The organism is Mycobacterium senriense (genome assembly GCF_019668465.1).
Classification (GTDB): Bacteria; Actinomycetota; Actinomycetes; order Mycobacteriales; family Mycobacteriaceae; genus Mycobacterium; species Mycobacterium senriense.
The window spans coordinates 3323714-3350282 of sequence record NZ_AP024828.1 but is presented as its reverse complement, the minus strand read 5'-3'; the positions used below and the strand labels follow the sequence as shown (position 1 = coordinate 3350282).

Annotated in this window: 20 protein-coding genes and 1 pseudogene; 12 read left to right on the top strand and 9 right to left on the bottom strand. The window is 66.3% G+C overall.

What is annotated here, in order from left to right:
- Nucleotides 1-89 precede the first annotated feature (89 nt).
- A complete protein-coding gene (locus MTY59_RS16115) occupies nt 90-593 on the top strand; it encodes a SixA phosphatase family protein (protein WP_221042039.1) in 504 nt (167 codons plus the stop codon).
- 60 nt (nt 594-653) lie between these two features.
- Here the strand turns inward: MTY59_RS16115 and MTY59_RS16110 are convergent, their stop codons facing one another.
- Together MTY59_RS16110 and MTY59_RS16105 are read right to left on the bottom strand one after the other, a co-directional pair.
- The gene (locus tag MTY59_RS16110; RefSeq protein ID WP_221042038.1) at nt 654-1214 is read right to left on the bottom strand and encodes a DUF3558 domain-containing protein; all 561 of its coding nucleotides are present in this window, start codon (nt 1212-1214) and stop codon (nt 654-656) included.
- Nucleotides 1215-1222: 8 nt separating this feature from the next.
- The gene (locus MTY59_RS16105; RefSeq protein ID WP_221042037.1) at nt 1223-1777 is read right to left on the bottom strand and encodes a DUF3558 domain-containing protein; all 555 of its coding nucleotides are present in this window, start codon (nt 1775-1777) and stop codon (nt 1223-1225) included.
- A gap of 182 nt (nt 1778-1959) precedes the next feature.
- On the opposite strand from MTY59_RS16105, the gene MTY59_RS16100 reads away from it, so the two are divergent.
- The 6 genes and pseudogenes from MTY59_RS16100 to MTY59_RS16075 form a co-directional block, all read left to right on the top strand.
- Nucleotides 1960-3726, top strand: a complete 1767-nt coding sequence (locus MTY59_RS16100) for an ABC transporter ATP-binding protein (RefSeq protein ID WP_221042036.1) — start codon at nt 1960-1962, stop codon at nt 3724-3726.
- A complete protein-coding gene (locus MTY59_RS16095) occupies nt 3723-5630 on the top strand; it encodes an ABC transporter ATP-binding protein (RefSeq protein WP_221042035.1) in 1908 nt (635 codons plus the stop codon). The genes MTY59_RS16100 and MTY59_RS16095 overlap by 4 nt, the downstream gene beginning before the upstream one ends.
- 129 nt (nt 5631-5759) lie before the next feature.
- Nucleotides 5760-6104, top strand: coding sequence for a DUF732 domain-containing protein (locus MTY59_RS16090; protein WP_221042034.1), 345 nt, complete (start codon nt 5760-5762; stop codon nt 6102-6104).
- 163 nt (nt 6105-6267) lie between these two features.
- Nucleotides 6268-6960 carry a C39 family peptidase gene (locus MTY59_RS16085; RefSeq protein WP_221042033.1) on the top strand — a complete coding sequence of 231 codons (693 nt, stop codon included), beginning with the start codon at nt 6268-6270 and terminating at the stop codon, nt 6958-6960.
- A 296-nt stretch (nt 6961-7256) separates the two neighbouring features.
- Entirely contained in the window at nt 7257-8396 is a 1140-nt protein-coding gene (locus tag MTY59_RS16080) for a BTAD domain-containing putative transcriptional regulator (protein WP_221046471.1), read from the top strand.
- A gap of 190 nt (nt 8397-8586) precedes the next feature.
- Nucleotides 8587-9396 (top strand): annotated as a pseudogene (locus tag MTY59_RS16075) (sensor domain-containing protein); the annotation flags it as partial.
- Nucleotides 9397-9419: 23 nt separating this feature from the next.
- Here the strand turns inward: MTY59_RS16075 and MTY59_RS16070 are convergent.
- Nucleotides 9420-10001, bottom strand: coding sequence for a hypothetical protein (locus MTY59_RS16070; RefSeq protein ID WP_221042032.1), 582 nt, complete (start codon nt 9999-10001; stop codon nt 9420-9422).
- Nucleotides 10002-10332: 331 nt separating this feature from the next.
- Complete coding sequence (locus MTY59_RS16065; protein ID WP_221042031.1) at nt 10333-11454, bottom strand: adenylate/guanylate cyclase domain-containing protein; 1122 nt, start codon at nt 11452-11454, stop codon at nt 10333-10335.
- Nucleotides 11455-11494: 40 nt separating this feature from the next.
- On the opposite strand from MTY59_RS16065, the gene MTY59_RS16060 reads away from it, so the two are divergent.
- Complete coding sequence (locus tag MTY59_RS16060) at nt 11495-11992, top strand: DNA-deoxyinosine glycosylase (RefSeq protein WP_221042030.1); 498 nt, start codon at nt 11495-11497, stop codon at nt 11990-11992.
- Here MTY59_RS16060 and MTY59_RS16055 read toward each other — a convergent pair.
- On the bottom strand, nt 11989-13425 hold the full coding sequence (locus MTY59_RS16055; protein ID WP_221042029.1) for an amidase: 1437 nt from the start codon (nt 13423-13425) through the stop codon (nt 11989-11991). The two genes, MTY59_RS16060 and MTY59_RS16055, sit on opposite strands and share 4 nt — an antisense overlap.
- Before the next feature lie 33 nt (nt 13426-13458).
- On the opposite strand from MTY59_RS16055, the gene MTY59_RS16050 reads away from it, so the two are divergent.
- A complete protein-coding gene (locus tag MTY59_RS16050) occupies nt 13459-13893 on the top strand; it encodes an HIT family protein (RefSeq protein WP_221042028.1) in 435 nt (144 codons plus the stop codon).
- Nucleotides 13894-14053: 160 nt separating this feature from the next.
- Nucleotides 14054-18004, top strand: coding sequence for a diguanylate cyclase domain-containing protein (locus MTY59_RS16045; protein ID WP_221046470.1), 3951 nt, complete (start codon nt 14054-14056; stop codon nt 18002-18004).
- On the opposite strand, the gene MTY59_RS16040 is transcribed toward MTY59_RS16045, so the two are convergent.
- From MTY59_RS16040 to MTY59_RS16030, 3 genes are read right to left on the bottom strand one after another with little or no spacing between them, the layout of a single operon-like run.
- Entirely contained in the window at nt 18001-19032 is a 1032-nt protein-coding gene (locus tag MTY59_RS16040) for an LLM class flavin-dependent oxidoreductase (RefSeq protein WP_221042027.1), read from the bottom strand. The two genes, MTY59_RS16045 and MTY59_RS16040, sit on opposite strands and share 4 nt — an antisense overlap.
- A 47-nt stretch (nt 19033-19079) precedes the next feature.
- Nucleotides 19080-20219: an FAD-binding protein gene (locus MTY59_RS16035; protein ID WP_221042026.1), complete on the bottom strand. Its 1140-nt coding sequence runs from the start codon at nt 20217-20219 to the stop codon at nt 19080-19082.
- Complete coding sequence (locus MTY59_RS16030; protein WP_221042025.1) at nt 20216-21043, bottom strand: uracil-DNA glycosylase; 828 nt, start codon at nt 21041-21043, stop codon at nt 20216-20218. The genes MTY59_RS16035 and MTY59_RS16030 overlap by 4 nt, the downstream gene beginning before the upstream one ends.
- A 70-nt stretch (nt 21044-21113) precedes the next feature.
- Between MTY59_RS16030 and tap the strand changes: the two genes are divergently transcribed.
- Nucleotides 21114-22361: a multidrug efflux MFS transporter Tap gene (tap, locus tag MTY59_RS16025; RefSeq protein ID WP_221042024.1), complete on the top strand. Its 1248-nt coding sequence runs from the start codon at nt 21114-21116 to the stop codon at nt 22359-22361.
- A 19-nt stretch (nt 22362-22380) separates the two neighbouring features.
- Nucleotides 22381-23748 (top strand): FAD-binding oxidoreductase, encoded by a 1368-nt coding sequence (locus tag MTY59_RS16020; RefSeq protein WP_221042023.1) that lies wholly within the window; start codon nt 22381-22383, stop codon nt 23746-23748.
- A gap of 55 nt (nt 23749-23803) precedes the next feature.
- Here the strand turns inward: MTY59_RS16020 and MTY59_RS16015 are convergent, their stop codons facing one another.
- Nucleotides 23804-26005 carry an FAD-dependent oxidoreductase gene (locus tag MTY59_RS16015; protein WP_221042022.1) on the bottom strand — a complete coding sequence of 734 codons (2202 nt, stop codon included), beginning with the start codon at nt 26003-26005 and terminating at the stop codon, nt 23804-23806.
- Nucleotides 26006-26569: the final 564 nt, after the last annotated feature.

The following is a 26569-nucleotide window of genomic DNA, read 5'->3' as shown; positions in this document are numbered from 1 at the left end:
GCCAACTGATCTTCTACCATCCGGGAAAATTGCTCGGCGGCGATAGTGATGACGACGACTCGCCGCCGCACTGACTATTCTGATTTCTCGTGACTGACCAGCGCACGTTGCTGTTGATGCGGCACGCGAAGTCCGACTACCCGCCCGGGGTCGCCGACCATGATCGGCCGTTGGCGCCCCGCGGCATCAAGCAGGCCGGGCTCGCAGGCGACTGGTTGCGTGCCAACGCGCCCACCATCGATGGGGTGCTGTGCTCCACGGCGACGCGCACCCGCGAGACGCTGCTGAACACCCGCATCGATGCTCCGGCGCGATACAGCGAGCGCCTCTATGCCAGCACCCCCGGCACGATGATCGACGAGATCAACACGGTGGACGACGGCGTCAGCACGCTGCTCGTCATCGGGCACGAGCCGACGATGTCGACCCTCGCGCTGGCGCTCGGCGGTGCCGGGGATACGAATACATCTGCCGCCGAACGGATTTCGGTCAAGTTTCCGACGTCGGCGATCGCGGTGCTCACCGTGCCGTGCGCCTGGAAGCAGCTGGAGCTCGGGGTGGCGACGTTGATCGACTTCGAGGTGCCGCGCTAGCCGATGGCGGCGACCCGCTGCGCCCGGCTTCGCCGCGCTTGCGATCGCCGCGCTAGCCGATCAAGAGTTGGTGGCCAGCGTCAGCTCCATCAGCTTGATGGCCTGCCCGCACGCATCGATGCCCGGTGCCTGCGGGTTGATCCACCACCCGACCACCCCGGCGGCGTCGCTCGCCACGCCGCACGCACCGTTCGCGTCGTCGGGCCGCATCACGATGGAGTCGATGCCGGCGATCGAACGCGTCTCGATCTTGTACTTCAAGAACTCGGCGACCTTGCGCTCGTTGCTCAGGCTGCCCTGCTCGAACCAGAACCGGGTGATGTCGATCAGGCCGGCCGGGTTGGCCGCCTGCCAGCGGCAGATCGCGCCGACGAAGGTGCTCTGAATGTCGAGCGGGTCGGCGCCGACGGTCTTGGCCAGGATGTCGCTGGTCAAGACCTCACATTCCTTGAGCAGGTTCGGATACTGCTGCTGGGAGTTGTTGTTGCGGGGCACATTGCCACCCGCCTTGACCGCGTTGCCCCCGATCGAGCGGGAACAGCCCGTCAACACCAGCAGCGCGGCGATCACGACGGTCGCGACGACGCGTGCAGTCCTGCTGCTGCGCGACGCGGCGCGCATCGGGGCCATCATTTCGAGTTCGCAATCGATTGGCGAGCCAATTCCTTCGCTATGTCACACGGCGGTGGGAACGGCTTCTGACTGAAACTGATTGACCATTCAATAAAGTCGTCCTGGAATTGAATGCCCACCTCGCACAGCGAGTCACCCAGGTTGGGCTCGTTGCCCACGGCGATGAAGCCGCCGTGGCCGTTGATGTTGATGTCATCGACGCTGGCACGCGAGAGTTCCTCGGTCTTGCGTTCCCGTCCGATGGGGCTACCGCGATACCAGGAGAAGGAGAAGTGCGGCCCGAGGATGCCGCCGCCGGCCAGCCACTGGCACCCGACGGAGTTGCGCGCGGTGTTGATCAGCCCGGTGACCTTGGTGAGCTCCGCTACCGTCTGGTCGCTGATGCCGCCGCATTGCGGGAACATCGCACCATGGCTGCCCTGGCCGTTCTGCGGCGTCGACGACGTCGCCCCCGATTTGTTGCCCCCGGAATCTGAGCAGCCCGCGGCCGCGGGGATCAGGATCGTCAATGCTGACGCCACGAGAGCCAGCGCTTTCGTGTCACGCCGCACCGCTACCCTGCTTCCGTTCCGCCCGCTGCTGGTCCACACGATGCACTGTAGCGGCAGCCCAGCGGGTCAACCACCGACGCGCCTGAGCAGGTAATTCGAGGCCGCCAACAGGTGCGGTGCGGACCTTGACCGTCCGGCGGTTGCCGGGGACGGCCCAGCGGACGGTATGCGACAGTTACCCAATGCTCCTGGCACTGCTGCGCCAGTACATCCAGCCGTACCGACGGCTGGTGGCGGTGCTGATGGCGCTGCAACTGGTCAGCAACCTCGCGTCGCTGTATCTGCCGACGGTCAACGCCGCCATCATCGACGAGGGCGTCGCCAAGGGCGACACCACCACGATCGTCCGGCTCGGCATGGTGATGCTCGGGGTCACCGCATTGCAGGTGTTGTGCTCGATCGGGGCGGTCTATTTCGGCTCGCGCACCGGGATGGGCTTCGGTCGCGACCTGCGCGCGGCGATCTTCGAACGCGTGACGACCTTTTCCGAGCGCGAGACGGCCCGATTCGGAGCGCCCACGCTGTTGACGCGCAGCACCAACGACGTGCGGCAGATCCAGTACCTGGTCCAGATAACCGGCACTGTGCTGGTGACCGCCCCGATCATGTGCCTGGGCGGGATCTTCATGGCCATCCGGCAGGAGGCCGCGCTGACGTGGCTGCTGTTGGTCAGCGTGCCGATCATGGCGGCGGCCAACTACTGGGTGATGTCGCACATGCTGCCCCTGTTCCGCCGGATGCAGGGCCTGATCGACGGCATCAACCGGGTGATGCGTGACCAGCTGTCCGGCGTGCGGGTCGTCCGTGCGTTCGCCCGGGAAGATTTCGAGCGTGACCGATTCGCTCGCGCCAGCACCGCGCTGTCGAATACCGCACTGACCGCCGGCAACTGGCAGGCGTTGATGCTGCCGGTGACCACGCTGACCATCAACGTGTCCAGCGTCGCCCTGATCTGGTTCGGCGGGTTGCGCATCGACCGCGGCCAGATGCAGGTGGGTTCGCTCACCGCCTTCCTGGCCTACTTCACCCAGATTCTGATGGCGGTGTTGATGGCGACGATGACGTTGGTGGTGTTGCCGCGGGCCTCCGTCTGCGCCGAACGGATCACCGAGGTGCTCGCCACCCACCCCGCCGTCACCGACCCCGCGAATCCGCGGTCCCCGCGCAGCGCTATCACCGGGACGGTGCGTCTGCAAAACGCGACGTTCACCTACCCCGGCGCCGATCGCCCAGTGCTGCAGAGCATTTCGCTCACCGCGCTGCCCGGAACCACCACCGCCATCGTCGGCAGCACCGGTTCGGGCAAGTCGACGCTGGTCTCGCTGATCTGCCGGCTCTACGACGTGACCGGCGGCACGGTCTCGGTCGACGGCATCGACGTCCGCGATTATCAGACCGAGCGGTTGTGGTCGGCGATGGGGCTGGTTCCCCAGCGCGGCTACCTGTTCTCCGGGACCATCGCGGACAACCTGCGCTACGGCGCCGCCCCCCACCAAGAGGTCACCGACGAACAGATGTGGGAAGCGTTGCGGGTGGCGGCCGCCGACGATTTCGTGCGGGCCCACGACGACGGGCTGTGCATGCGGGTGGCCCAGGGCGGTATCAACTTCTCCGGCGGCCAGCGGCAGCGACTAGCCATCGCCAGGGCGGTCATCCGCCGCCCGGCCATCTATTTGTTCGACGACTCGTTCGGCGCGCTCGACGCCCGTACGGACGCGCGGGTGCGCGCGTCGCTGCAGGAAATGTCCAGTGACGCCACCGTCATCGTTGTCACACAACGTATCTCGATCGCAGCGAAGGCCGACCAGGTGATCGTGATCGACAACGGGAATCTGGTGGGCGCGGGCACGCACGAATCGCTGCTGGCCGATTGCGCCACCTACGCCGAATTCGCCGACTCGCAGTCGGTCGACGCCGTGCGCACTGGTCGAGTCGGGGGCACGCCGTGACCCGCGCGACCACCAAGGCGGGCGGCCGGCCCGCTCCCGCCACCCGTCCCCGCGACTTCTGGGGCTCGGCCGCCCGGTTGGTGAAACAGCTCGCGCCGCAACGACGACTCTGCGCCGCGGTGATCACCTTGGGGATCACCGGCACCGCAATCGGGGTGGTCGTCCCGCGGATCCTGGGGCATGCCACCGATTTACTGTTCAACGGTGTGGTCGGGCGCCAGCTCCCCGCCGGAATCACCAAGGCGCAGGCCGTCGCCGCGGCACGCGGCAGAGGAGCCAATACCTTCGCCGACCTGCTGTCCGGGATGAATGTGGTGCCGGGCCACGGCGTGGACTTTGCGGCTGTCGCACGGACGCTCACGCTGGCACTGGCGCTGTATCTCGTTTCTGCGCTGCTGATTTGGGGGCAGGCCCGGCTGCTCAACGTCACCGTGCAGCGCACCATGGTGGCGCTGCGTTCCGACGTCGAGGACAAGATCCACCGGCTGCCGTTGTCCTACTTCGACGGCCGCCAGCGTGGTGAACTGCTGAGCCGCGTCACCAACGATATCGACAACATCCAATCGTCGCTGTCGATGACGATCAGCCAGCTGCTGACATCGGTTCTGACAGTGGTGGCGGTGCTGGCGATGATGCTGTCGATCTCGCCGCTGCTGGTTCTGATCACCGTGCTGACGGTGCCGTTGTCCCTGCTGGCGACCCGGGCGATAGCGCGTCGTTCCCAGCGGCTGTTCGTCGCCCAGTGGACCAGCATCGGCCGCCTCAACGCCCATATCGAGGAGACCTACAGCGGTTTCACGGTGGTCACGACGTTCGGCCACCAGGCCGCGGCGCGCGAGCATTTCCGCACCCTCAACGACGACGTCTACCACGCCAGCTTCGGCGCGCAATTCTTCTCCGGGCTGGTGGCGCCGGCGACCACCTTCATCGGCAACCTCGGCTACGTCGCCGTCGCCGTGGTCGGCGGCCTGCAGGTGGCCACCGGCCACATCACCCTGGGCAACATCCAGGCGTTCATTCAGTATGTGCGGCAGTTCAACTCACCGCTGAGCCAACTGGCCGGGATGTACAACACCCTGCAGTCCGGGGCGGCCAGCGCCGAGCGTGTCTTCACGCTGCTCGACGAGCCCGAGGAATCGCCGGATCCCCCGTCCCCCGCCCAAATCGGCGCGGCCGGCGCGGGCCCGGGTGGACGCGTCGAATTCGCGCACGTGAGCTTCGCCTACCGCCCTGGCACCCCGGTGATCGACGACCTGTCCTTTGTGGCCGAACCGGGCAGCACTGTGGCGATCGTCGGGCCGACCGGCGCGGGCAAGACCACGCTGGTGAACCTGCTGATGCGGTTCTATGACGTCGACGCGGGCCAGATCCTGCTCGACGGGGTCGACATCACCACGATGGACCGCCGGTCGCTGCGGTCGCGAATCGGCATGGTGCTGCAGGACACCTGGCTCTTCGACGGGACCATCGCGGAGAACATCGCCTATGGGCGTCCTGACGCCGGTGCGGACGAGGTGCTCGAGGCCGCCAGGGCCGCCTACGTCGATCGTTTCGCGCGGACGTTGCCGGCCGGCTACCAGACCCGAGTCAGCGGTGACGGAGGCAACATCAGCGCCGGCGAAAAGCAGCTGATCACCATCGCACGCGCATTCCTTGCCCGCCCGCAGTTGTTGATCCTCGACGAGGCGACCAGTTCGGTCGATACCCGCACCGAAGTCCTGATCCAGCACGCGATGTGCGAACTGCGCCGCGACCGCACGAGTTTTATTATCGCGCATCGCCTTTCGACGATCCGCGATGCCGACCGGATTTTGGTGGTCGAGGCCGGCCGGATCGTCGAGCAAGGCAATCACACTGAACTACTCGCCCAGCGCGGCACGTATTACGAGATGACACAGGCGTAACGCGGCGTCTGGCGGGCACATTGATAAGCGGCCGCGATCGCTACCAAGAAGTTATTGAGAAGACACCAAGGAACAAACGCGACGCTGGGATCGTCCTACCCAGTAACGCACCTGAAAGGCGTGGCAGCAATGTTCTCCCACCGCATCATCACAATGGCCACCACCGCCATCGGCACCGCCGCCATCGGGCTTGCCGCCGTTGGCTTTGCCGGCACCGCCGCAGCGAGCTCCGTGCAGACCGCCGATCAGGCGTTCCTGGGCCAGATGCAAAGCCTCGGCGTCACTTTCCCGTCGACGCAAGATGCCGTGCGAGCGGGCCACCAGGTATGCACTGACCTCGCCGCCGGCCAGACCCCGATGGCCGTCACCGTCCAGATCTTCCGCCACACCAATCTGACTCCCCCGCAGGCGGCCAGCGTGGTGCTCGCGGCGACCAACGCCTACTGCCCGCAATTCTCCGGGCAGCCCGCCTAGCCTCCAACGACCAACGATGGGGGATTCCGGGTAACCGGGATCCCCAATCGGCGGCTGGAGCCAACCGCACGCCAGGCGGCTCCAAGAATTCGTAGAGAAGTCCAAAAGGCGGACATCCGAAGCTCTTCTCAACAGACAGCGAGCACACGAGAAGAGGCCCACCGTGAAGACCGCCAACATCGCCAAGACCCTCACCTTCGCGCTGGCCGCCGCCGCGGTCGCGCTCGGCCTGGCGGCCCCGGCCGGCGCCGCGGCTTCCCAGCTCACCTACGGCGACCCGGCCACCGCTGCCCAGTTCTGGCGCCAGCAGCAGTACGACGACTGCGTGCTCATGTCGAGCGCCGACGTCATCGGCGAGATCACCGGCGTGCAGCCATCGGAGCACGACATCATCGAAAAGGCCCAGTCGACGCCCAGCGTCGCCCACCCCGGCCCGATCTACACCAAGCCCGCCGCCAGCAGCAACCCGGAGTCGGGTCCGGGAGCAAACACCACGGACATCCCCCAATTGCTGGCCCAGTACAAGATCGGCGCCGTCGCCGGCGATAAGGACGACGCCGCGCAGACCGGCACCCCGTCGGGAATGGTTGGGCTCGAGCGAGCACTGGCCGCCGGGCACAAGGTGATCGTCAGCCTCAACGCCGAACTCATCTGGCACCAGCCCGTCGAACAGAAGGACAAGAACGGCCGACCGGAGTCCAATCACGCCGTGGTGGTGACCGGCGTGGACACCGTCGCCGGCATGGTTCACCTCAACGACAGCGGCACCCCGGAAGGCCGCAACGAGCAGATTCCCGTCCAGCTCTTCGTCGAGTCGTGGGACACCAGCAACGAGTTGATGGTCCTCACCACCTGAACCGACGACGATTCGCCTCACGCGACGCGCAACGCCCGCGGGCTTGCGCGCCGCGGGTATGTCGCGACGATGCAATCCAATTCGTGCGGGGCATCCACTATCGCGCTGGGTACGAACACATTTCAGTCATCCGACAGCGCTGGACCGTGCTTAAGCGTGCCGATGAATTCGACGACATGCCGTCGGAGCTCGACGGTTTGTCGGGATTGTCAACGAATCCGCCCGGTTGGCGTCACAATCACAACTGTGACCTCATGGCATCCGACGCCGCGGACGCGGAAAGGCTGGTAGGCCCGATGGCGGACAAACGTCTCGAATTCGGTCTGCTCGGGCCGTTGGAGATGAGCGTTGACGGTGCCCTGGTGCCGCTCGGCACGCCCAAACAGCGAGCGGTGCTGGCCCTGCTGCTGATGAACCGCAACAGCCCGGTCGGCGTCGACCGGCTTATCACCGCACTGTGGGACGAGTCGCCGCCGTCGGGAGCGCGGGCCAGCATTCACTCCTACGTGTCCAACCTGCGCAAGCTGCTGACCGGCGCCGGCGTGGACCCGCGCACGGTACTGGTCGCGGCGCCGCCCGGGTATCGGCTCAACATCCCAGATGACACTTGCGATCTCGGCCGCTTCATCGCCGAAAAGACCGCCGGCGTGCACGCCGCGGCCGCGGGACGCTTCGAACAGGCCAGCCAGCACCTGTCTGCGGCTTTGGCCGAATGGCGCGGACCGGTGCTCGAGGACCTGGAAGACTTCCGATTCGTCGAGGCCTTCACCACTTCCCTCGTCGAGGAGAAGATCCTGGCCCACACGGCGCAGGCCGAGGCCGAAATCGCCTGCGGACGTGCATTTACCGTGATCACCGAGCTCGAAGCGCTGACGGCCGAACATCCTTACCGCGAACAGCTGTGGGCTCAGTTGATGACCGCCTACTACCTCACCGACCGTCAATCCGACGCGCTGGCGGCCTACCGCCGCGTGCAGACGTCGTTGGCCGATGACCTCGGGATCGACCCGGGCCAGAACCTGCGCGCCCTCAATGACCGGATCCTGCGCCAGGAACCGCTGGACGCCAAGAAGAACGCCATGACGACCGCGGCGGTCGCAATCACCGTGCTGGAGCAGTACACGTCCGACAAGAAAGTGGTCGCCTATCTGCACGAGGTGACCGGGCGCAGTTATCCGCTGCAAGGGTCGACAACGATTGGGCGGCTTAGCGACAACGACATCGTCCTCGACTCGCCCAAAGTCAGCCGCCACCATGCCGTCATCGTCGACACCGGAACCGGCTACATCATCGACGACCTACGGTCCTCGAACGGCGTGCACGTGCAGGACCAACGAATCCGCGCGGCGGCCACCTTGCAGGACGGCGACCGCATCCGGATCTGCGACCACGAATTCACCTTCCAGATCGCCGCTGACGGCAACGACGAGGTCTAGCCACGACCTTCGGCAACCCGGCCGCGCGTTGACCCGCACCGCAATTGTTCCCGTTATCGTGCGGTGGGACCGCCCGCGCGCTTACCGTCATGATTGCCCTGTCACGGGTGGCAATCGTGTGTCTGTCCGCAAAGTCTCGAACGAGGCCGACAGGCTAGGGGTTGGGTTGGAAGGACGAGGAATGAGTGACCCGTACCAGCCCCCGTTCAACACCCCGCCGCCGTATTACCAAGGCGGCAACGCCAACTGGGGCGGCCCGCCACAGTTCATGCCCTGGGGTCCGCCCCCGCCCACGCCGCACCGCAATGCCTGGCCCATCACTGCCGCGGCCGCCGTGGTGCTCGTCCTCGTCGCGAGCGCGGTGGCCATCTGGCTGGTCGTGCGGCCCAAGCCGGAACCGCCGCGGGCCGCTCCGCTGGGGCCCGAGCGCCTCAGCGGCCTACTGCTCAGTCCGGCCGACATCAACGCTGCGATGGGCTCGTCGTCGATGCAGCCGGGCAAACCGATCACGTCGACGGACAGCTCCTCGGTGACCGTGTCCGCGCCGGACTGCCAGGGCGCGCTCTACACCACGCAGGATCCGGTCTACGCGGGCAGCGGCTACTCGGCGGTCAGCGGACTGGTGTCCTCGGAGGCGGGCGACAATTACGACCACTGGGTCAACCAGGCCGTCGCGCTCTTCCCGTCCGCCGACAGGGCCAAGAACTTCGTGCGGATCTCGGCGGAGAAGTGGAGGGGCTGCGCAGGCAAGACGGTGACCGTGACCAACAAGGGCAAAACCTATCGCTGGACGTTCGCCCAGCTTCAGGGCAGCCCGCCGAGGGTGACGCTGAGGGACACCCAGGAAGGCGCCGACGGCTGGGAATGCCAGCGCGCGCTCAACGTGGCCAACAACGTGGTCGTCGACATCAACGCGTGCGGGTACCACATCAGCGATCAGGGTGGCCAGATCGCCGGCAAGATCACCGGCAAAATCGACAGCGAGAAGCCGGAAGGCTGACCGGCGGGACCGTTAAGGCCTTGTCACGACTGAAGATCGGGCCCCTGCGCGCGTAGGTCGTCGACCGCGGACATCGCGCCCCGCAACTTGGCCAGCCACTCCTCGGCGTGTTCGCCGACCAGCTTCACCGACCACGCCAGCGCGTCGGCGCGGGATCGGGCGACCCCGGCATCGACCAACGTGTCGAGCACCTGACGTTCGGGTTGCTTCAGCCGCGTCATGACCGGTACGGCGATGTGGGTGAACAGAATTCGCTCGGTGCCGGCCGTGGAGCCGACTTCGACGCCCCAGGACACCTTGCGTCCGTAGCGATCCTGCGCTTCGTCGGCGATGTGCATCCGCTCCGACCGGGTGTCTTCGCGGAACCGCGACGCTCGCCCGGCCGCGCGGGCCTCGCTGGCTTCGCCTTCCGGGCTCGCCGCCTCCGGAAGCTTGCCGACGACGGTGATCTCTTCGCGGTCGACGATCACCGTCGGATCACCCTCGAACCAGTTCTCCGGAAGACGACCCGCGAACCATTCCGCGGCGTCGCTGGCGTCGGGTTGCTGGGCTTGGTGCCAGCCCCCCGGGCGGCCGTAGCGCCTTTGTGTGTGATGAGCTTTCATGATTACATGATTACACCGTTACAGATCTAAGGGAACGGCCTTTCACCGGCAGCGAAACGACGGGCCGACGCGGGGCAACCTCCCGACGGCTGCGGCCGCCGGCGCACAGCATCGAGGACTCCGGCCAACAAGGAAAACCGTTGATCTGGGCGGTTCGTCGGCGTACTTTGGTTAGCGAAGCAGGCCCGGAAGCGATCAATTCGAAGTGCCGGAACATGGGGTAGGAATCCGGCCGCGTAGGACACGCATAAGACGGAGTCAGACGCCCCCTAGAGTCGCGCCGGGCCTGCCCATGTGCCGGGGCCCTGCTTCTTCCCGGGGCCGCTGGCCGTCAATCGCCGTCGCCCCGCCGGACGCGAAAGAGCTTCACCTCGCTCTTGATGCCTTTGAGGCGACGTGCACCGGCGAACGATCCGGAGAATTCACCCTGGTCGCCGATGACGTCCCAGACCGACTCCGCGACCAGGACCGTTCCGGGGCGCGCCACGTTGGTGACGCGGCTTGCGACGTTGACCGGGCTGCCGAACCAATCACCGGCCCGGCTCACCGCCATGCCGGACGCCACCCCCGCTCGCAACCGGGGAAAGTCGTTGTCGGTGTCGACGGCTTCGACGAGTTTGACGATGACGTCGAGCAACGGCAGCGGATCAGGGCAGACGAACATCACCGCATCCCCGATGGTCTTGATGAATCGCACCGGGGGCACGGTCATGTCCCGGGCGAGGATGGCCAGCCGGTTGGCCAGGTGCCCCAGCTCCTCGGGCGACACCGCCTCGCCGATCTTCGTGAAGCCGACCAGGTCCGCGAAGGCAACGGTGATCTGGCGCGCCCCCGGGAGTGGCCTGCCGGCCGCCCGCTCCGCGGCATTGATCGCCTCGGTCTCCATCATGTGGCGCAGCTGCATAAACAACATATGCTCGATCATCGGCCCGAGCATGGGCGCGATCTCGCCAACCAAAGCCTTTGAAGCCTTGGCGATTTCGAGCTCGCTGTTACCCGGTCGCATGATCGCCGAAAGCGCCGTGTAGCGCATGACTTCGGCGGCCCGCGACAGACCTTCGGCGAGCACCCGCACCACGAGAACAACCTGTTCGGGATCCAGCCCGAGTTCCACGAATCGCTGGGAAAAGGCGGCGGCTTCACCGTCGGCGCGCATGTGCACGACCGCTTCGGGGTCGTCCACCCGAACCAGACCGATCGCGCGCTGCACGCGCTGCAACAGGTCCAGGTCGATGCCGTGGGCCTCGCTGATCTCGCGGGTGGACACGTAGCTGCCGTCATCGCCGATGAGGTGGCGGGTGGCCAGCAACAGGGGCGGATTGGTGGTCCGGATCTCCTCGGTGGTGATGCCCTGCTCGAGCAGCCACTCCACCAGCTCGGCGCGCTCGGTGCGCGCGCTGCCCTCGAGCCCCTCGAGCAGATCGTCGATGTCGTGGTCGGCCCCGTCCTGCACGTCGCCAACGTACAACGCGGGCGAGCCATGATGTGGGGTGATGAGCACGCCGCTGCTGCGGGGATTCCCGCCCGTCGTCGATGAACGCGCCAGGACGCTGATTCTCGGCTCGTTTCCCAGTGCACGGTCGCTGGTGGCGGGTCAGTACTACGCTAATCCCCGCAATGCCTTCTGGTCGATCACCGGTGAGCTGTTCGGCTTCGATGCGGCCGCACCCTACGACGAGCGGCTCGCGGCACTGCGGTCCCATGGCGTCGCCCTCTGGGACGTGCTGAAGGCGTGCCGCCGGGTCGGCAGCTCCGACTCGGCGATTGAGCCAAAGAATCTGTCGGTCAACGATTTTGGGTATTTATTCGAGCACTACCCCACCATCACGGCGGTGTACTTCAACGGCGCCAAGGCCGCCGACCTGTTCCGCCGACTGGCGTCGGCACCCGATCGGATCCGGTATCAGCGGTTGCCGTCGACCAGTCCTGCCCACGCGGTGCGGCCGGGCGCCAAGCTCGCGGCCTGGAGTGTGCTGCGCAACCCCGCTTAGGAGACCGGCGGTCGCCGCAGCGCCCACGGCCGGGCGGCTTCGATCTGCGCCGAGAGCGACAGCAGCGTCGCTTCGTCATAGGGCCTGCCGACGAGTTGGACCGACATCGGCAAGCGATCCCCGTCGAAGTCCCACGGAACCACCGCCGCGGGCTGTCCGGTCAGGTTCCAGATCTGTTGGTAGGGAACGTATTGACCGACCCTCAGCAACGTGGACACGGCGCCGCGGCGTTGATACGCGCCGATGCGCGACGGGCCCGTTGCGGTGCCGGGGGTGACGACGACGTCGACGTCGTCGAAGATCGCCTGGATCCGCGAAATCACGGCGCCCTCGTTGGCTCGGATGGCCTCCATCCGGCGGTCGGAGAAGAAAGACCCCAAACGGGCCATGTTGCGGGTGCGCGTTTCCAAACGTTCCGGATGGGCCAGGGCGTCCGCGTCGTCACAGATGCCGCGCAAATAGCGGGGCAGGTAGTTGGCGAACATCGCCGAGGCCGGATATTCGGGGTCGGCCGCGATGACGTCATGGCCGAGGTCGCGAAGCAACGCGCCCGCCTGGTCGACCGCCGCCAACTCCGCCTTACCGACCCTGACCGGAAGTGGGGTTGGGACCTTGGTGCTCAACGCGATTCGCAACCGGCCGGGGCTTCGCCCCGCCGCGATCGCGAACTCCCCTTCGGGGCCGGGCACCGTCGACGTCGCATCCAGGAACACGGCGGCGTCCATCACCGTCCGCGCGATCGGGCCGTTGACGCTCAGCCCGTACCAGGCGTCGTCGTGCGGCTCCAGCGACACGCGATCACGTTGCGGCTTCAGGCCGAACAGGCCACACCACGTCGCCGGGATGCGGATCGAGCCGCCCCCGTCGGATCCCAGTGCCAGCGAAGCCAACCCGGCGGCGACCGCAGCGGCACTCCCGCCGCTACTGCCCCCCGGCGTGCGGGTCGGATTCCACGGGTTACGGGTGGCCCCGAAAGTCATCGACTCGGTGTAGGGCAGCATCATCAGCTCAGGCACGTTGGTTTTGCCGATGATCACGGCGCCCGCGGCCCGCAACCGGCGCACCACCTCCGCGTCAGAGGTGACGGCAGGCCGGTGTCCGCCGCTGCCGAAACTCGTCACCTGCCCGGCGACGTCGACATCGTCTTTGATCGCGATAGGCACGCCGAGCAGCGGTAGCCGTTCGCCCGCGTCCAGTCGCTCCTGCGCCACGGCGGCCTCGTAACGGGCTTGGTCGGCGAGCACCACTCGGTAGCAACGCAGCTGGCTGTCCAGCCGCGCGATCCGCTCCAGGTAGAGCTCGAGCAACTCCGGCGCGGTCAATTCACCGTTGGCCAGCATGCGCGCGTGTGCCGCCGCGCCGGCGAAGGCGAGATCGTTCACCGCGGCAGCGTATCGGAGACAATCGCGGGAGGCCTTGAATGGTCTCGGCATGGCCCCAGCGCAGCAGCCAGTACCGTGGGCGACATGTCCTGCGTGTTCTGTGCGATCGTCGCCGGCGAGGCTCCGGCCATCCGGATCTACGAAGACGACGACTACCTGGCCATCCTCGACATCCGCCCGTTCACCCGAGGCCACACGTTGGTGCTGCCCAAGCGGCACAGCGTCGATCTCACCGACACCCCACCGGAAACGCTGGCCGGGATGGTCACCCTGGGGCAACGCATCGCCCGGGCCGCGCGCAGCACCGAACTGGCCGACGCGACGAACATCGCGGTCAACGACGGCAGCGCCGCTTTCCAGACCGTCCTCCATATCCACCTGCACGTTTTGCCCCGCCGCAACGGCGACAAGCTGTCGGTGGCCAAGGGGCTGCTGCTGCGCCGCGACCCCGACCGGGACGCCACCGGCCAGATTCTGCGCACCGCGCTGGCCCGCATCGATGCAAGTCAGCCGGAATGAACCGCCGGCCCGATCACGGCCCGCGCCCGCACCAACCTGGCAAAAGCCCCACTTCGCGAGCGTCAGCGGCGGTTTAATGCCCTGTAACTCGTGGTGAGCTTGTTCATGTCTTCACCACACAGCAGGGGAGCGGCTGGTGCGGCGACTGACACGCTGGGCGGTGGATTCGTGGCGGCGGTTTGGGGTGCTCGCGCGCACGGGCTGGCTGCTCGCCGGCGCGTACGGCGTCGCCGAGTTGTTGATCGTGGCGTCGAAGTTCTGGGGATCGCGTGGCCCCTACGGGACGCGGCCGATCAACGAGGTCGTCATCGCGGTGTGTCTCGCCATCACGGCGGTGTGCGCCGGCGCCGCGGCCCGCCGTAAGACCGGACGACAGCGGTACGGCTGGCTGGCACTGGTCACGGGCATGGCCGGCTGGGCGGCGGGTGAGCTCATCTGGGCGGTCTACGACGTGCGGCCGGAATTCGACCACGCCGCCAACCCGGCGGCGGCCGAGATCGTGCTGCTGTTGTATCCGCTCGGCGCCATGACCTCGTTGGTGTTGCTGTCCCGGCTCTCTCGCTTCGACAACTTCCGGCGTCTGCTGCTGGACGGCCTCATCGTGGCGACTTCGCTGTTCGTCATCTCCTGGGTGTTCGTGGTCGAAGCGCAGCTGCGGGAGCACACCGGCGCCCGGCTGACGACGCTGGCGGAAGTCTTCAACGACATCGTCCTGCTGACCACGGCAATCCTGATGCTGTCGCGGGCGCGTCCCGGCGATCAGCCGAGCCGAACCCTGCTGGCCGGCGGGATCGGGACGATCAACCTTGCCGACCTGGTGCTGGTTTTCGACACCGGCATCGGCAGCTATCACACCGGCTACGTGGCCGATCTGGCCCGGGTCGCCGGGCTGTCGATGCTGGCGCTGGCCGCGGCGGCCGGCCGGCACGAGCGCCCCCTGCCGCCATCGCAACCATCACCGGACGAGGTGCAACTGCGCACCCGCCTGTGGCTGCCGTACCTGCCGCTGATCATGGCCGCCGCGGTGGGCTGGGCGCAGGCGGCCGGCAACACGCTGCACAAGCCCTTGCTGGGCGCGCTGGGAATACTCGTGGCCGCCGTATTGGCCCGACAATTCGTGGCCCTGGTGGAGAACCAGAAATTGCTGTCCGAAGTCGCGCAGGAGGCCTTCCGCGACCACCTGACCGGTCTGGCCAATCGGGCGCTCTTCCTGCATCGGTTGGAGCTGGCCATCGCGCGTCTACACCCCGACGGCACACCGATCGCGGTGTTGTGCCTGGACCTCGACAACTTCAAAGCGGTCAATGACGCCCTGGGCCATCCGGCCGGCGACGAACTCCTGGTCCGGGTGGCCGGCCGGCTCACCGCCGCGCTGGGCGACACGGGCACCATCGCCCGGCTGGGTGGCGACGAATTCGCGGTGGTCATCGAAACCTCCGTCGAAGAATCGCAGGCGGCCGCGCACCGCATCCTCGACGCCTTCACCGGAGCCATTCTGATCGACGGCATTCCGATCACGGTGCGGCCCAGCATCGGATTCACGGTGGCCACCGGCTCGGCGAACTGCACCGTCGATCAGCTGCTGCGACACGCCGACCTGGCCATGTACGCCGCCAAACGCGAAGGCGGCCAATGCATCCGCAGCTTCATGCCCGACTTGCCGCTGCCATATGCGTTTCCGGCGGCGCCGGGTTCGCACAGATCGCCCGTGGCCTCCCGCGTTATCCGTGATGGCGACGGCGATAGGCCGCGCGATTCCCGCCCACTCCCCGAAGTCGCGACGGCGGCACCCAGCCCGCCCGAGGACGCTCCCGACGCCGTCCGCTCGCCGCCACGGGACGTCCGGGCCGCGATCGTGCTGCTGGCAATCGGATTGGCCGCCTTCACGGTGTCCACCGTCGTACGTCCGAATGCCGGGCACGGCATCGTGTCGGCCGCCGCGCTGTATACGGCGCTGACCGTGGTCTCGGCCGCACTGATCGCCCTTCGCGCGTACCGCGTTTCGGCCGACCGGTTCGCCTGGGCGCTGATCGCCGCGGGCATGGCGTCCTCGGCGGTGGGTGACGTCGTCTATGCCTTATGGGTGCCCGACGGCCGATCCCCGTCGGTGGCCGATCCGGAGTACCTGGCGTACTACCCGTTCGTCTACGCCGGGCTGTTGCTGCTCATGCGGGCACGGCTCAAGCGGCTGCCAGTCCCGATTCAGCTCGACTCGTTCATCTGCGCGTTGACGCTGGCGGCGGTGGCCGCGGCGTTGACGGCCGGCCCGATCCGGGCGGCCGCGGTACACAGCCCGGCGACCGTATGGGTTGGGCTAGCCTATCCGTGGAGCGATCTGGTGCTCCTGGCCCTGGCCGCCGGCATGTTACCAATCCTTGGCTGGCGCAACGAAATTCGCTGGGCGCTGCTGGTCGTCGGATTGGTCTTGTTCGCGGTCGCGGACGCCGCCTATCTCTTTCAGACGTCCGCCGGCTTGTACCGGGCCGGCTCGCTGCTGGACGCGTGCTGGGCCGCGTCGTCGTTGCTCATCGCGATGGCGAGCTGGGCCAGCTCGTCGTCGATCACGCCACCACCCCGAGGCCGATACGGGCAATACATCACTCCGGTGCTGTCCGCCATCGTGGCGCTGGGCGTGATCGTCCTGGGACATCATTCGCGACTCGCCGCGACGCTGGCGGCGCTGAGCCTGGTCGTGGCGACGGGTCGGTTCGCGCTGACCTTCCGCAACGCGAGCCTGCTGGAGTCGAACGACAGACTCGCCATGATCGACGAGTTGACGGCACTGCCGAACCGGCGCTCACTGGCGACGGCCCTGACCGGGTTGCCCGTTTCGCCACCATCGGCAACGAGGTCGATTCCGACCAAAGCACACGCGCGCCGCGCGCTGTTGTTGTTGAGCCTGAGCGATTTTCACGAGATCGCCGACTCGATCGGCAGGCAGTTCGGTGATGAGCTGCTATGCCATATCGCGAATCGACTGGCCGGCTGCGTCCGTCGTGACGATCTGCTGGCACGGGTGGGCGAAGACCAATTCGCCGTGCTGCTGTCGGATGGGGCCAACCTCACCGCGGCCAGCGCCTCCGCGGGTCGCCTGCTCGAAGCCTTAAATGAGCCAATCGCTTTGGATCCCATCACCGTGCAGGTGGACGCCCGCATCGCCATCGCGCTCTGCCCCGACCACTGCGACTCCCCGCAAGACTTGTTGGGCCGGGCCGAAACCACCATGGCGCACGCCAAATCCGCCCGCAGCAAGATCGCGGTCTACGACTCCTCGTTCGAGGTTCATCGCGACAACGACCCGAGCCTCATCGAGGAATTGCGGACGGCGTTGTTCGATACCGATGAGCTCAGGCTGCACTACCAGCCCAAGATCGACGGCCGCGACGGCAGCGTCCACAGTGTCGAGGCGGTGCTGCGCTGGCAGCACCCCACCCGCGGAACGCTGCTGCCGGAGGAATTTCTGTCCGTCGCCGAACGCGCCGGGCTGATGCGCAAAATCTCCAACCGCACGCTGTCCATGGCCCTGGCGCAGGTCCGGTCGTGGCGCGAAGAAGGCATCCCGCTGGCCGTCGCGGTGAACCTGTCGACGACCAACCTGCTGGACATCGAACTCGTCGGCACCGTCGAGCGGCTCCTCGCCAACCACGATCTGCCCGCCGAGGCGCTCATCCTCGAGATCACCGAGAGCGCGCTGGTGGATTCCGTGCGATCCCGCAACACCGTCGCGGCGCTGCAAGGCCTGGGAATCCGCATCTCGCTCGACGATTACGGCACCGGGTGGTCGTCATTGGCTCGCCTGCAAGAGGTTTCGGTCGACGAGCTGAAACTCGACCGGATCTTCGTGTCGCGGCTGGCCCACGACGCGCGATCTGTCGCCATCGTGCGGTCGACGGTGGCGCTGGCGTCCAACCTGGGTGCGGATCTGGTCGCCGAGGGGGTCGAAAACGAGGCCACCCTGCACGCCCTGCGACGGTATGGCTGCAACATCACCCAGGGCTTCGTGCACAGCCCGCCGCTGCCGCCGGACGACCTGCGCGACTGGATGGCCGGCCACGCGGCCAATCCCCACGCCAGCCGGTCCGACGAGCGCGCACCTTCGAACGAGGGCTAGAACAGCTCCTTGGCCAGTAGCTCCAGCGTCGCGACCCGCGCGGGTGCGGTGTCGGGATCGGTACCGCGGCGCGCCGAGGCCACCGGGTTCACCATGACTTCGTCGACGCCGAACCGGTCGGCCAGGGCCCGGATCTGGTCGGCGGCCTCGGCCGGTGCCCCCAAAACCGCGCGGTGCAAGCCACTCTCGACGATCCGCTGTTGCTGTCCGGTCAGCTCGGCGACGGCGGCCTCCTCGACCAGCGGAACCGGCCCGAGCGGCTGCCCGGTCCGTAGCCGGGCCATCATCTGCAGGTTGGGCAACATCAAAGGCGTTGCCTCGTCGCGTGTTTCGGCTACCGCGGCGTTCACCGTCAGAAATGTCAACGGCTCCGCCGTCAGCTCACTGGGCTTGAATCGCGAGCGGTACACCTCGAGCGCCTCTTCGGTTCCATTACCGGAGAAGTGATGTGCGAACACATACGGCAACCCCTTGGCGGCGGCCAGGTGCGCCGAGTACATCGACGAGCCCAGCAGCCACAGACGCGGTTCACCCGCCGCGGCCGGGGTGGCCCTGAGGGTGTAATCACCCGAGCGCAGCGGAACCCGCACGCCGCGAGTGCTCATCAGCGCCGCCACGTCGTCGAGGTATTCGGGGAAGTTCTCGATGTCGCGATCGTCGCGGCCGCCGCGCAGCGCATACGACGTCACCGGATCCGATCCGGGCGCCCGGCCGATGCCGAGGTCGATCCGGCCCGGGGCGGCGGCTTCCAGCAGCGCGAACTGCTCGGCCACCGCCAGCGGGGCATGATTGGGCAGCATCACGCCGCCCGACCCGAGCCGCAGCTGCGAGGTTTGCGCGGCCAGATAGGCGAGCGCCACCGGCGGGCTGGTGGCACCCACCGACGGCATGTTGTGGTGCTCGGCGACCCAGTAGCGGGTGAAGCCCAGCCGGTCCGCGGCCTGCGCGAGCTGCACGGTGGCCGCCAGGGCGCCACCGGTCGTCTGGTCGGTGCGCACCGGGATCAGGTCAAGGACAGAAAGACGCACGATCGCGTTAACGCGCGCGAGCCCGCAAACGTTCCCGCCGCCCGGGCTCAGTAGTCCTTGAGCGTGATGGAGGCGACGATACGGTCGAACACCTCTTGCGGTATCGGCGCACCGCCCGGAATGTTGTCCACCACCAGCCACTGGTTGCGCTTGACGTAGTCGCTGAACTCGCGGTGATAGTTGGCGAAGCCCGCTTCATAGTCGACCGTCCCGTCCTGGGCGGCCGCCTTGAGCTCACCGGCCAGGATGTAAGCGCCCAGCAGCGCAACGCTGGTCCCCTGACCCGACAGGGGCGAACAGCAGTATCCGGCGTCACCGACCAGCGCGACCCTCCCCCGCGACCAGCGATCCATCTTGATCTGCGCCATCTCGTCGAAGTAGAAATCCGGTGCGCTCCGCATGTACTCCAACAGCTGCGGGCGAACCCAGCCGTCGCCGGCCATCCGCCGTTCCAGCTCGGCCAATTGAGCCTCGGTGTCGCGGTAGTCGATCCGCAGATCGGGATCCATGAAGCCGACCATCGCCCGCGCCTCGGCGTTGTTGCGCGCGCTGTAGACCCCCGCCATGCTGGCGTCCCCGTAGTGCCACATCTGCCAGTAGTCCAGGTCCAAGAAATTGGGCACCGTGAAGATCGCCGCGTGCGTGCCCAGCCTCTCGATGAAGTCCTCTTCCGGCCCGAAGACCAATCGCCGCACATTGGAGTGCAATCCGTCGGCGCCGATCACGAGATCGAAACTGCGCGGCGCGGCGCGCTCGAAGCTGACGCGGACCGCCGCGCCGTCGTCCTGCACGGCGGTGATGGTGTCATCGAATACATATTCGGCCGTCCATTGGCTTGCGCCATAAAGCACTTCGACCAAGTCGTCGCGCAACAGCTCGACGTTGGGACTGTCGATAGGGGCCCCAGAGGGGCCAGAGGGCACAGCCTCGGTGTCCCGGGATATTTCGTTGCCGTCACGATCGACGACCGAGGACCCCTGGATTTGCGTCTTGCGCTTCTGGGCGGCGCCCAGCAAGCCCATCCGCTCGAGCACGGTCAACGCCGGTCCGCGTACGTCGATCGCCTGACCACCCGGCCTCGGCCCCCGGTGGCGCTCCACCACGGTCACCGAAAAGCCGTGCCGCCCTAGCCAAAACGCGGTCGCCGCACCCGCCACGCTGGCGCCCGATACCAGAACCTTGGTCACTTGATCCCTGCCAGTTCTTTTGCGTCGTGAAAGACGTCGTCGAGCATTGCTGGTGTCAACCTACCGGTGAACATGTTTTGCTGGCTCGGGTGGTAGCAGCCGAGCAATCGCACACCGGGCGCCAAATCGGCAACGACGCCGTGGCCGAACCGCGGCTTGCGCCCCGCGAGGGTGCCCGGCAGCCGCAGCGCGATCTGCCAGCCGAATCCGCCCAGGGCCACGACCACGCGGACATCCTCGGACACCAATCGCCATTCGGCCTGCAGCCACGGCCAGCAGGCGTCGCGCTCCTCGGTCGTCGGGGCGTTGGCGGGCGGTGCACACCGCACCGGCGCGACGATGCGAATCTTCTTGGTCTGCAACCCATCCGCGGCGTCGACACTGGTCGGCTGGTTCACCAGTCCGGCCCGGTACAGCGCCGCGTACAACTGGTCGCCCGAGCGGTCGCCGGTGAACATCCGCCCGGTCCGGTTGGCGCCGTGCGCGGCGGGCGCCAACCCGACGATCAACAGCCGGGGCCGCACCGACCCCCAGCTGGGCACCGGTCGCCCCCAATACGGTTGGTCGGCAAAGGCTCGGCGCTTGACGACCGCGACGTCCTCGCGCCAGGTGACCAATCGCGGGCAGGCCCGGCAGACACTGACCAGCGCATCGATTTCGGGAATGGAACCGGCGTGTCCGGCGAGCTCGGCGACGGCGGCGGCATCCGTTGCCACCGGGGTCTGCGGCGTGGCCGGATCACCCGGCCATCCGGCGCCGGCCCCCACCGGAGAGCCGAACATCTGGCCGGTGCGTGGGTGGGCGAGCACATGAACATCCTGCATTCACCCGGGGCGACCACGAAATCCAGTGGCTCCCGTCGTCGGATTGCGGTTAGATTTTGCCGCGATATCCATGAGTAAGACGAGCCGTGGCCCGGCGTGCCTGATCCTGTTCGCGACGCTGCTTGCGACGACGGGCACCGGCATTTCGATAGTCGCGTTCCCGTGGCTGGCGTTGCAGCACCACGCCAGCGCCAAGGACGCCTCGATCGTGGCCGCGGCCATGACGCTGCCGTTGGTGCTCGCCACGCTGATCGCCGGTACCGCGGTCGATTTCTTCGGCCGCCGCCGGGTGTCGCTGGTCTCCGATTCGCTCTCCGGCACGGCGGTCATCGGCGTGCCCCTGACCGCCTGGTACTTCGGGGCCGACGCGATCAATGTGGCCGAGCTGGCCGTATTGGCTTTCTTTTCAGCCGCTTTCGACCCGGCCGGCACCACGGCGCGCCAATCGATGTTGCCGGAGGCCGCCGCCCGCGCGGGCTGGTCGCTGGACCGCACCAACAGCGTGTACGAAGCGATTCTGAACATGGCCTACATCCTGGGCCCGGGTGTCGGCGGTCTGATGATCGCCACGGTCGGCGGCATCAACACTATGTGGGTCACGGCGGGCTGTTTCGGGTTGTCCTTCCTTGCCATTGGCGCGTTGCGGCTCGAAGGCGCCGGCAAGCCGCACCCGGGGGCCCGGCCCGTCGGGTTGGCGTCCGGCGTCGCCGAAGGGATGCGCTTCGTCTGGAACCTGCGGGTACTGCGCACGCTCGGGTTGATCGACTTGTTCGTCACGGCGCTGTACCTGCCGATGGAAAGCGTGCTGTTTCCGAAGTACTTCACCGACCACCACCAACCCGCCCAGTTGGGTTGGGCGTTGATGGCACTCGGGGTTGGCGGCGTGGTCGGCGCGCTCGGCTATGCCGTGCTGTCGAAATACACCCGGCGGCGCTCGGCCGTGCTGGCCGCAACCCTCACCTTCGGTGCCGCGACGGCCGGCATCGCTTTCCTACCGCCGCTGCCGGTGATCCTGGTGTTGTGCGGGGTTACCGGCCTGGTCTACGGCCCCATCCAGCCGATCTACAACTACGTCATGCAGACCCGGGCTCCGCAGCGTTTGCGCGGCCGGGTGGTCGGGGTGATGACGGGGCTGACCTTCGCCGCGGGGCCGTTGGGCTTGCTGGTCGCCGGCCCGCTGGCCGACGCCGCCGGGCTGAAGACCACGTTCCTGACGTTGGCGGTGCCCATCCTGCTGATCGGCGTCATCGCCTGCGGGCTGCCGTCGCTGCGCGAACTGGACCGCGCGCCGGAGTTCGCCGACGACCCGGGCCCGTGAGCGGGCCTAGTATCGGGCCGTGAGCTCTGACGCCCTGGCCAGCCTGATCGCCGACCTGCCCGACGGGATGGTCATCACCGACCCGACTGTCACCGAGGGCTACCGCCAGGACCGAGCGTTCGACCCGTCGGCCGGCAAACCGCTGGCCGTGGTGCGCCCGCGGCACACCGAAGAGGTGCAGACCGTGCTGCGCTGGGCCGCCGCGCACCGGGTGCCGGTCGTGACCCGCGGCGCCGGCAGCGGCCTGTCCGGCGGGGCGACCGCACTGGACAACGGCATCGTGCTGTCCACCGAGAAGATGCGCGACATCGCCATCGACCCGGTGACCCGCACCGCGGTGTGCCAACCCGGGCTGTTCAACGCCGAGGTGAAGAAGGCGGCCGCCGAGCACGGCCTGTGGTATCCGCCGGACCCGTCGTCGTTCGAGATCTGCAGCATCGGCGGCAATATCGCGACCAATGCGGGCGGGCTGTGTTGCGTGAAATACGGCGTCACCACCGATTACGTGTTGGGCATGCAGGTGGTGCTGGCCGACGGCACCGCGGTCTCACTCGGCGGCCCGCGCCTCAAGGACGTCGCGGGGCTCAGCCTGACCAAGCTCTTCGTCGGCAGCGAGGGCACGCTGGGCGTCGTCACGGAGGTGACGCTGCGGCTGGTGCCCAAGCAGAACGCGTCCAGCATCGTGGTGGCCAGCTTCGCCACCGTCGAGGACGCGGTCGAAGCGGTGCTCGGGGTCACCGGGAAGCTTCGCCCCTCGATGCTGGAGTTCATGGATTCGGTGGCGATCAACGCCGTCGAGGACACCCTGCGCATGGATCTGGACCGCGGGGCGGCCGCCATGCTGGTCGCCGGGTCCGACGAGCGCGGCCGCGCCGGCAGCGAGGACGCCGAGATCATGGCCGAGGTTTTCGCGGAACACGCTGCGACGGAGGTGTTTTCGACCGACGATCCCGACGAGGGCGAGGCGTTCGTCGTCGCCCGTCGGTTTTGCATCCCAGCCGTCGAGGCCAAGGGATCGTTACTGCTCGAGGACGTCGGGGTGCCGCTTCCGGCGCTGGGCGAGCTAGTCACCGGGATCGCGCGCATCGCCGCCGAACGCGACCTGATGATCTCGGTGATCGCCCACGCCGGCGACGGCAACACCCACCCGCTGATCGTCTACGACCCCGCCGATGCCGACATGACCGAGCGCGCCCACCTGGCGTTCGGCGAGATCATGGACCTGGCCGTCGGGCTGGGCGGCACGATCACCGGTGAGCACGGCGTCGGCCGACTGAAGCGGCCCTGGCTGGCCGGCTATCTGGGTCCCGACGTGATGGAGCTCAACCGGCGCATCAAGCAGGCGCTGGATCCCGACGGCATCCTCAACCCCGGGTCGGGCATCTGAGCTGCGGCTGACTAGTCGGGCACCAGGCCATGTCGGTCAACCGCTTCGGCCCTCCTCAGCATTTGTCGAGGGTGTCGATCCATGACATGAGATCTTCGAGGTAGTCACGTTCGCGCTTCAACTTACTTTCCGTTTCCTCCGAAGGTGTCTCCTGCTCCGGCTGACAGGAACATGACTGCGGACCCGGTTCGCCAGGAGATGTCTGCGATTCCAGCTTCTTTTTAGCCTCGTCGAGATGCTTCGAGTCCACATCCAGAACCTTAAAGATTCTCTTGAGAACCTCAGTGGTGCTGTCTTTTTCGTCCTTCCTGAGGATCTTCGTGAGCGTGTACGTGGCGGAACGCAGCGATCCTTCGATGAAGCCGGTGTAATCGGCGAAGGCTTCTCCGCACACGTGAACATGCAGAGGTGGCTGGCCACCATTGGTTCCCAATTCGATCTCGGCGAGATCTGCCATCGCCTCCCAGAACTTGCGCTCTGGTCGCCACGCATGGTTTGCGGCACCGTACGGCAACCTGCCCCAGTCCATGATGCCGCACCAGATGATGTCATCGGCGGTTATATCCGGCACATTGTTTTCGTTAATATATTGCACCAGGCGCTGTTTGAGGCGGGTACGGATCTTCTTCCGAGCATCGTCGTTTACGCCGTCAGGACACAGTTCTTCGACATCATTCTGCCGCCCTGCCGGCACGTAGTTCGCCCAAAACGATGACGCGGGCCGATCGGTGTACAGCATCACCATGCCGCGGCGGCTTCGGGGGTCGCAGCTTTTCCAATAGTGAACCTCGCGAGTGGGGAATCGCGTGGCGAACCAGTTCGCGCGCTTCGCTTCCTCCCACCAGCGGTCACGGACCACGAAAAATGCTTTCACCATGGGGAACCCGAATGACGAGTCGAGCATGTCCGGAAGTCTCGTCTTCCCGTTGTCGCGTTTGTTGCTGACATCTTTGAGGTCCGGGCTGGCCACCACCAGTTGGTGCGCCGGCGCTTTCGGCAGCGCCAGAATCACCCGGCTGTACCGCTCGTCCGGATCGGCATGCGGCCCTCCTCGTTCAAGCGTTAATTGCAGGCCAGCTCCGCTCTTTTTAATTGACGAAACCTGCGCCTTCAGAAACAATTTGATTTTCGTCTCATCGACTGTGCAGGTTCCACCCTTCGATGGCTCGCTGTCCGGGACATAGCCCATTTTTCTGAAAAGCAGGTTATTGGTGATAGCCTGCATTCCGCCGTTGATGCCCTCCAGCTGATTGCTGATCGATAGTTGCCGCAGTTGCCACGTGAACCAATGGGCTGCGTTCGGATTCTCCGGCAGCAGGTGATAGAACGTGCCGAGGTCCCGAACTTTGGTTAAAGCGTTGTGGCTCAAATAGATTGACATAAGATTCCAAAAACCCATGGTGTACAGGGGGATATAGACGGGACTGTCACCACTACCAATGTCGATGCACCCGTACCGCGCAATTACCCAGTAGTCATCTTCGCGCAGGGTCTTGGCCCACTTATCAAAGACGGGCCCGATCGGTTCCTGCACCGCCGCGGCGTTTCTCAAGCCGACGATCAATTTATTCAGCTTGGCCTGGTACCCCTGGCGTTTTTCCTCCTCTTTAATTGCTCCTTTGGCAACCGCGCTGTCTACCTCATCCCGGTCGATAATCGTGTGCACGACAGCTCGACAGAGCGCCAGACTCATCAACTCCAGGGGGTTCTTTCCTTCCTCGTCTGGTCGTAATTTATAGAGCGGATCTGCCTCCGATGTCGGCGAGGAGAACGAGGAGAACGATTCACGGTGAGCAGCCTCGAGCGCAGTCTCGGCCTTTTGCTTCTGATTAGCGCCGCGCGGCGTCTTGACATTCCGCTTCGGGTCCTCGTCTATGCCCAAGTGTGTGAGCAGGTATTTCAACAACACCTGAACATCAAGTTCGATCCGCATCGGGCCGAACTCGGCGCAGAACTCAAGATTTTCGTACTCGCCTTCCTTCACAGTCAATTTATCGATGACGGCTTTGTCCTCGACTGCGTTAGGTTTGTCCTCGCGCTCGTTCTGCACGCATTCGTCCATCAGCTCTCGATTGAGAAGAAACGAGCGGATGCGTCCACCGAACTGTTCGGACGACTCGAACAAGTCGACGTGGTACTTGTTGCTGGCGAGGACATACGCGCAGAACAGACCGGTAATTCCGCCGCCCACAATCGCGACGGGCCTGCTGCCGTCAGAGTTGACTCGTTCGGGTTCCTTGTGATTTGAGGTGCTCATGTGACAGCTCCGATTCCTAGGGAAACGCGCGGTGGAATCGGGAGGCGCTTTCCACAACGTACTTGCATCCCCGATTTCGCCGGTGCCCTACTTACCTGGAAGTTCTTCAAGGTCTTGCGACCGGGGCCGAACCAGCTGCTGGCGGGGAGATCTCGGTTGGCCGGCACGCCGATCCCTTACGAAAATTTGCGTTGAGGTGATGAGGGCTTCAGCATGAGACAGCCATAGGCGCTCCGTTCCGTGACGAACCCTGCGGCCGTAGCGTACGCGCGCACGCGAGCGATTGCGCCCAATTGGCAAACGTTCTTCAGTCGTGCTCCATCGCACAGAAATCTACGAAGCCGCCAGCCATAAAATGCGGCCGAATGTCGCAGCCTGGTAGCGCAATTGAAGGAACAATGGTGATGCTACTGACTAGGTAATCAGATTCGGGCGTGTAGCCTGGCGCACTAGCGTCGAGCGTGCACTGGCGGCGTCGAGTGTGCGCTGAGGGCGCCATGGGCACATTGCAGGTACTCAGGGTGCCGCGTCAAGTGGCGCCGCTTATTACGAGACGAGTTGCTC

What these genes read in the sequence shown, in the direction of transcription:
- MTY59_RS16090 (WP_221042034.1), top strand. Translation starts at nt 5,760, where the DNA reads ATGTTCTCCCACCGCATCATCACAATGGCCACCACCGCCATCGGCACC.
- tap (WP_221042024.1), top strand. Translation starts at nt 21,114, where the DNA reads ATGAGTAAGACGAGCCGTGGCCCGGCGTGCCTGATCCTGTTCGCGACG.
- MTY59_RS16110 (WP_221042038.1), bottom strand. Translation starts at nt 1,214, where the DNA reads ATGCGCGCCGCGTCGCGCAGCAGCAGGACTGCACGCGTCGTCGCGACC.
- MTY59_RS16050 (WP_221042028.1), top strand. Translation starts at nt 13,459, where the DNA reads ATGTCCTGCGTGTTCTGTGCGATCGTCGCCGGCGAGGCTCCGGCCATC.
- MTY59_RS16080 (WP_221046471.1), top strand. Translation starts at nt 7,257, where the DNA reads ATGGCGGACAAACGTCTCGAATTCGGTCTGCTCGGGCCGTTGGAGATG.
- MTY59_RS16015 (WP_221042022.1), bottom strand. Translation starts at nt 26,005, where the DNA reads ATGAGCACCTCAAATCACAAGGAACCCGAACGAGTCAACTCTGACGGC.
- MTY59_RS16100 (WP_221042036.1), top strand. Translation starts at nt 1,960, where the DNA reads ATGCTCCTGGCACTGCTGCGCCAGTACATCCAGCCGTACCGACGGCTG.
- MTY59_RS16030 (WP_221042025.1), bottom strand. Translation starts at nt 21,043, where the DNA reads ATGCAGGATGTTCATGTGCTCGCCCACCCACGCACCGGCCAGATGTTC.
- MTY59_RS16055 (WP_221042029.1), bottom strand. Translation starts at nt 13,425, where the DNA reads ATGCCGAGACCATTCAAGGCCTCCCGCGATTGTCTCCGATACGCTGCC.
- MTY59_RS16070 (WP_221042032.1), bottom strand. Translation starts at nt 10,001, where the DNA reads ATGAAAGCTCATCACACACAAAGGCGCTACGGCCGCCCGGGGGGCTGG.
- MTY59_RS16060 (WP_221042030.1), top strand. Translation starts at nt 11,495, where the DNA reads ATGAGCACGCCGCTGCTGCGGGGATTCCCGCCCGTCGTCGATGAACGC.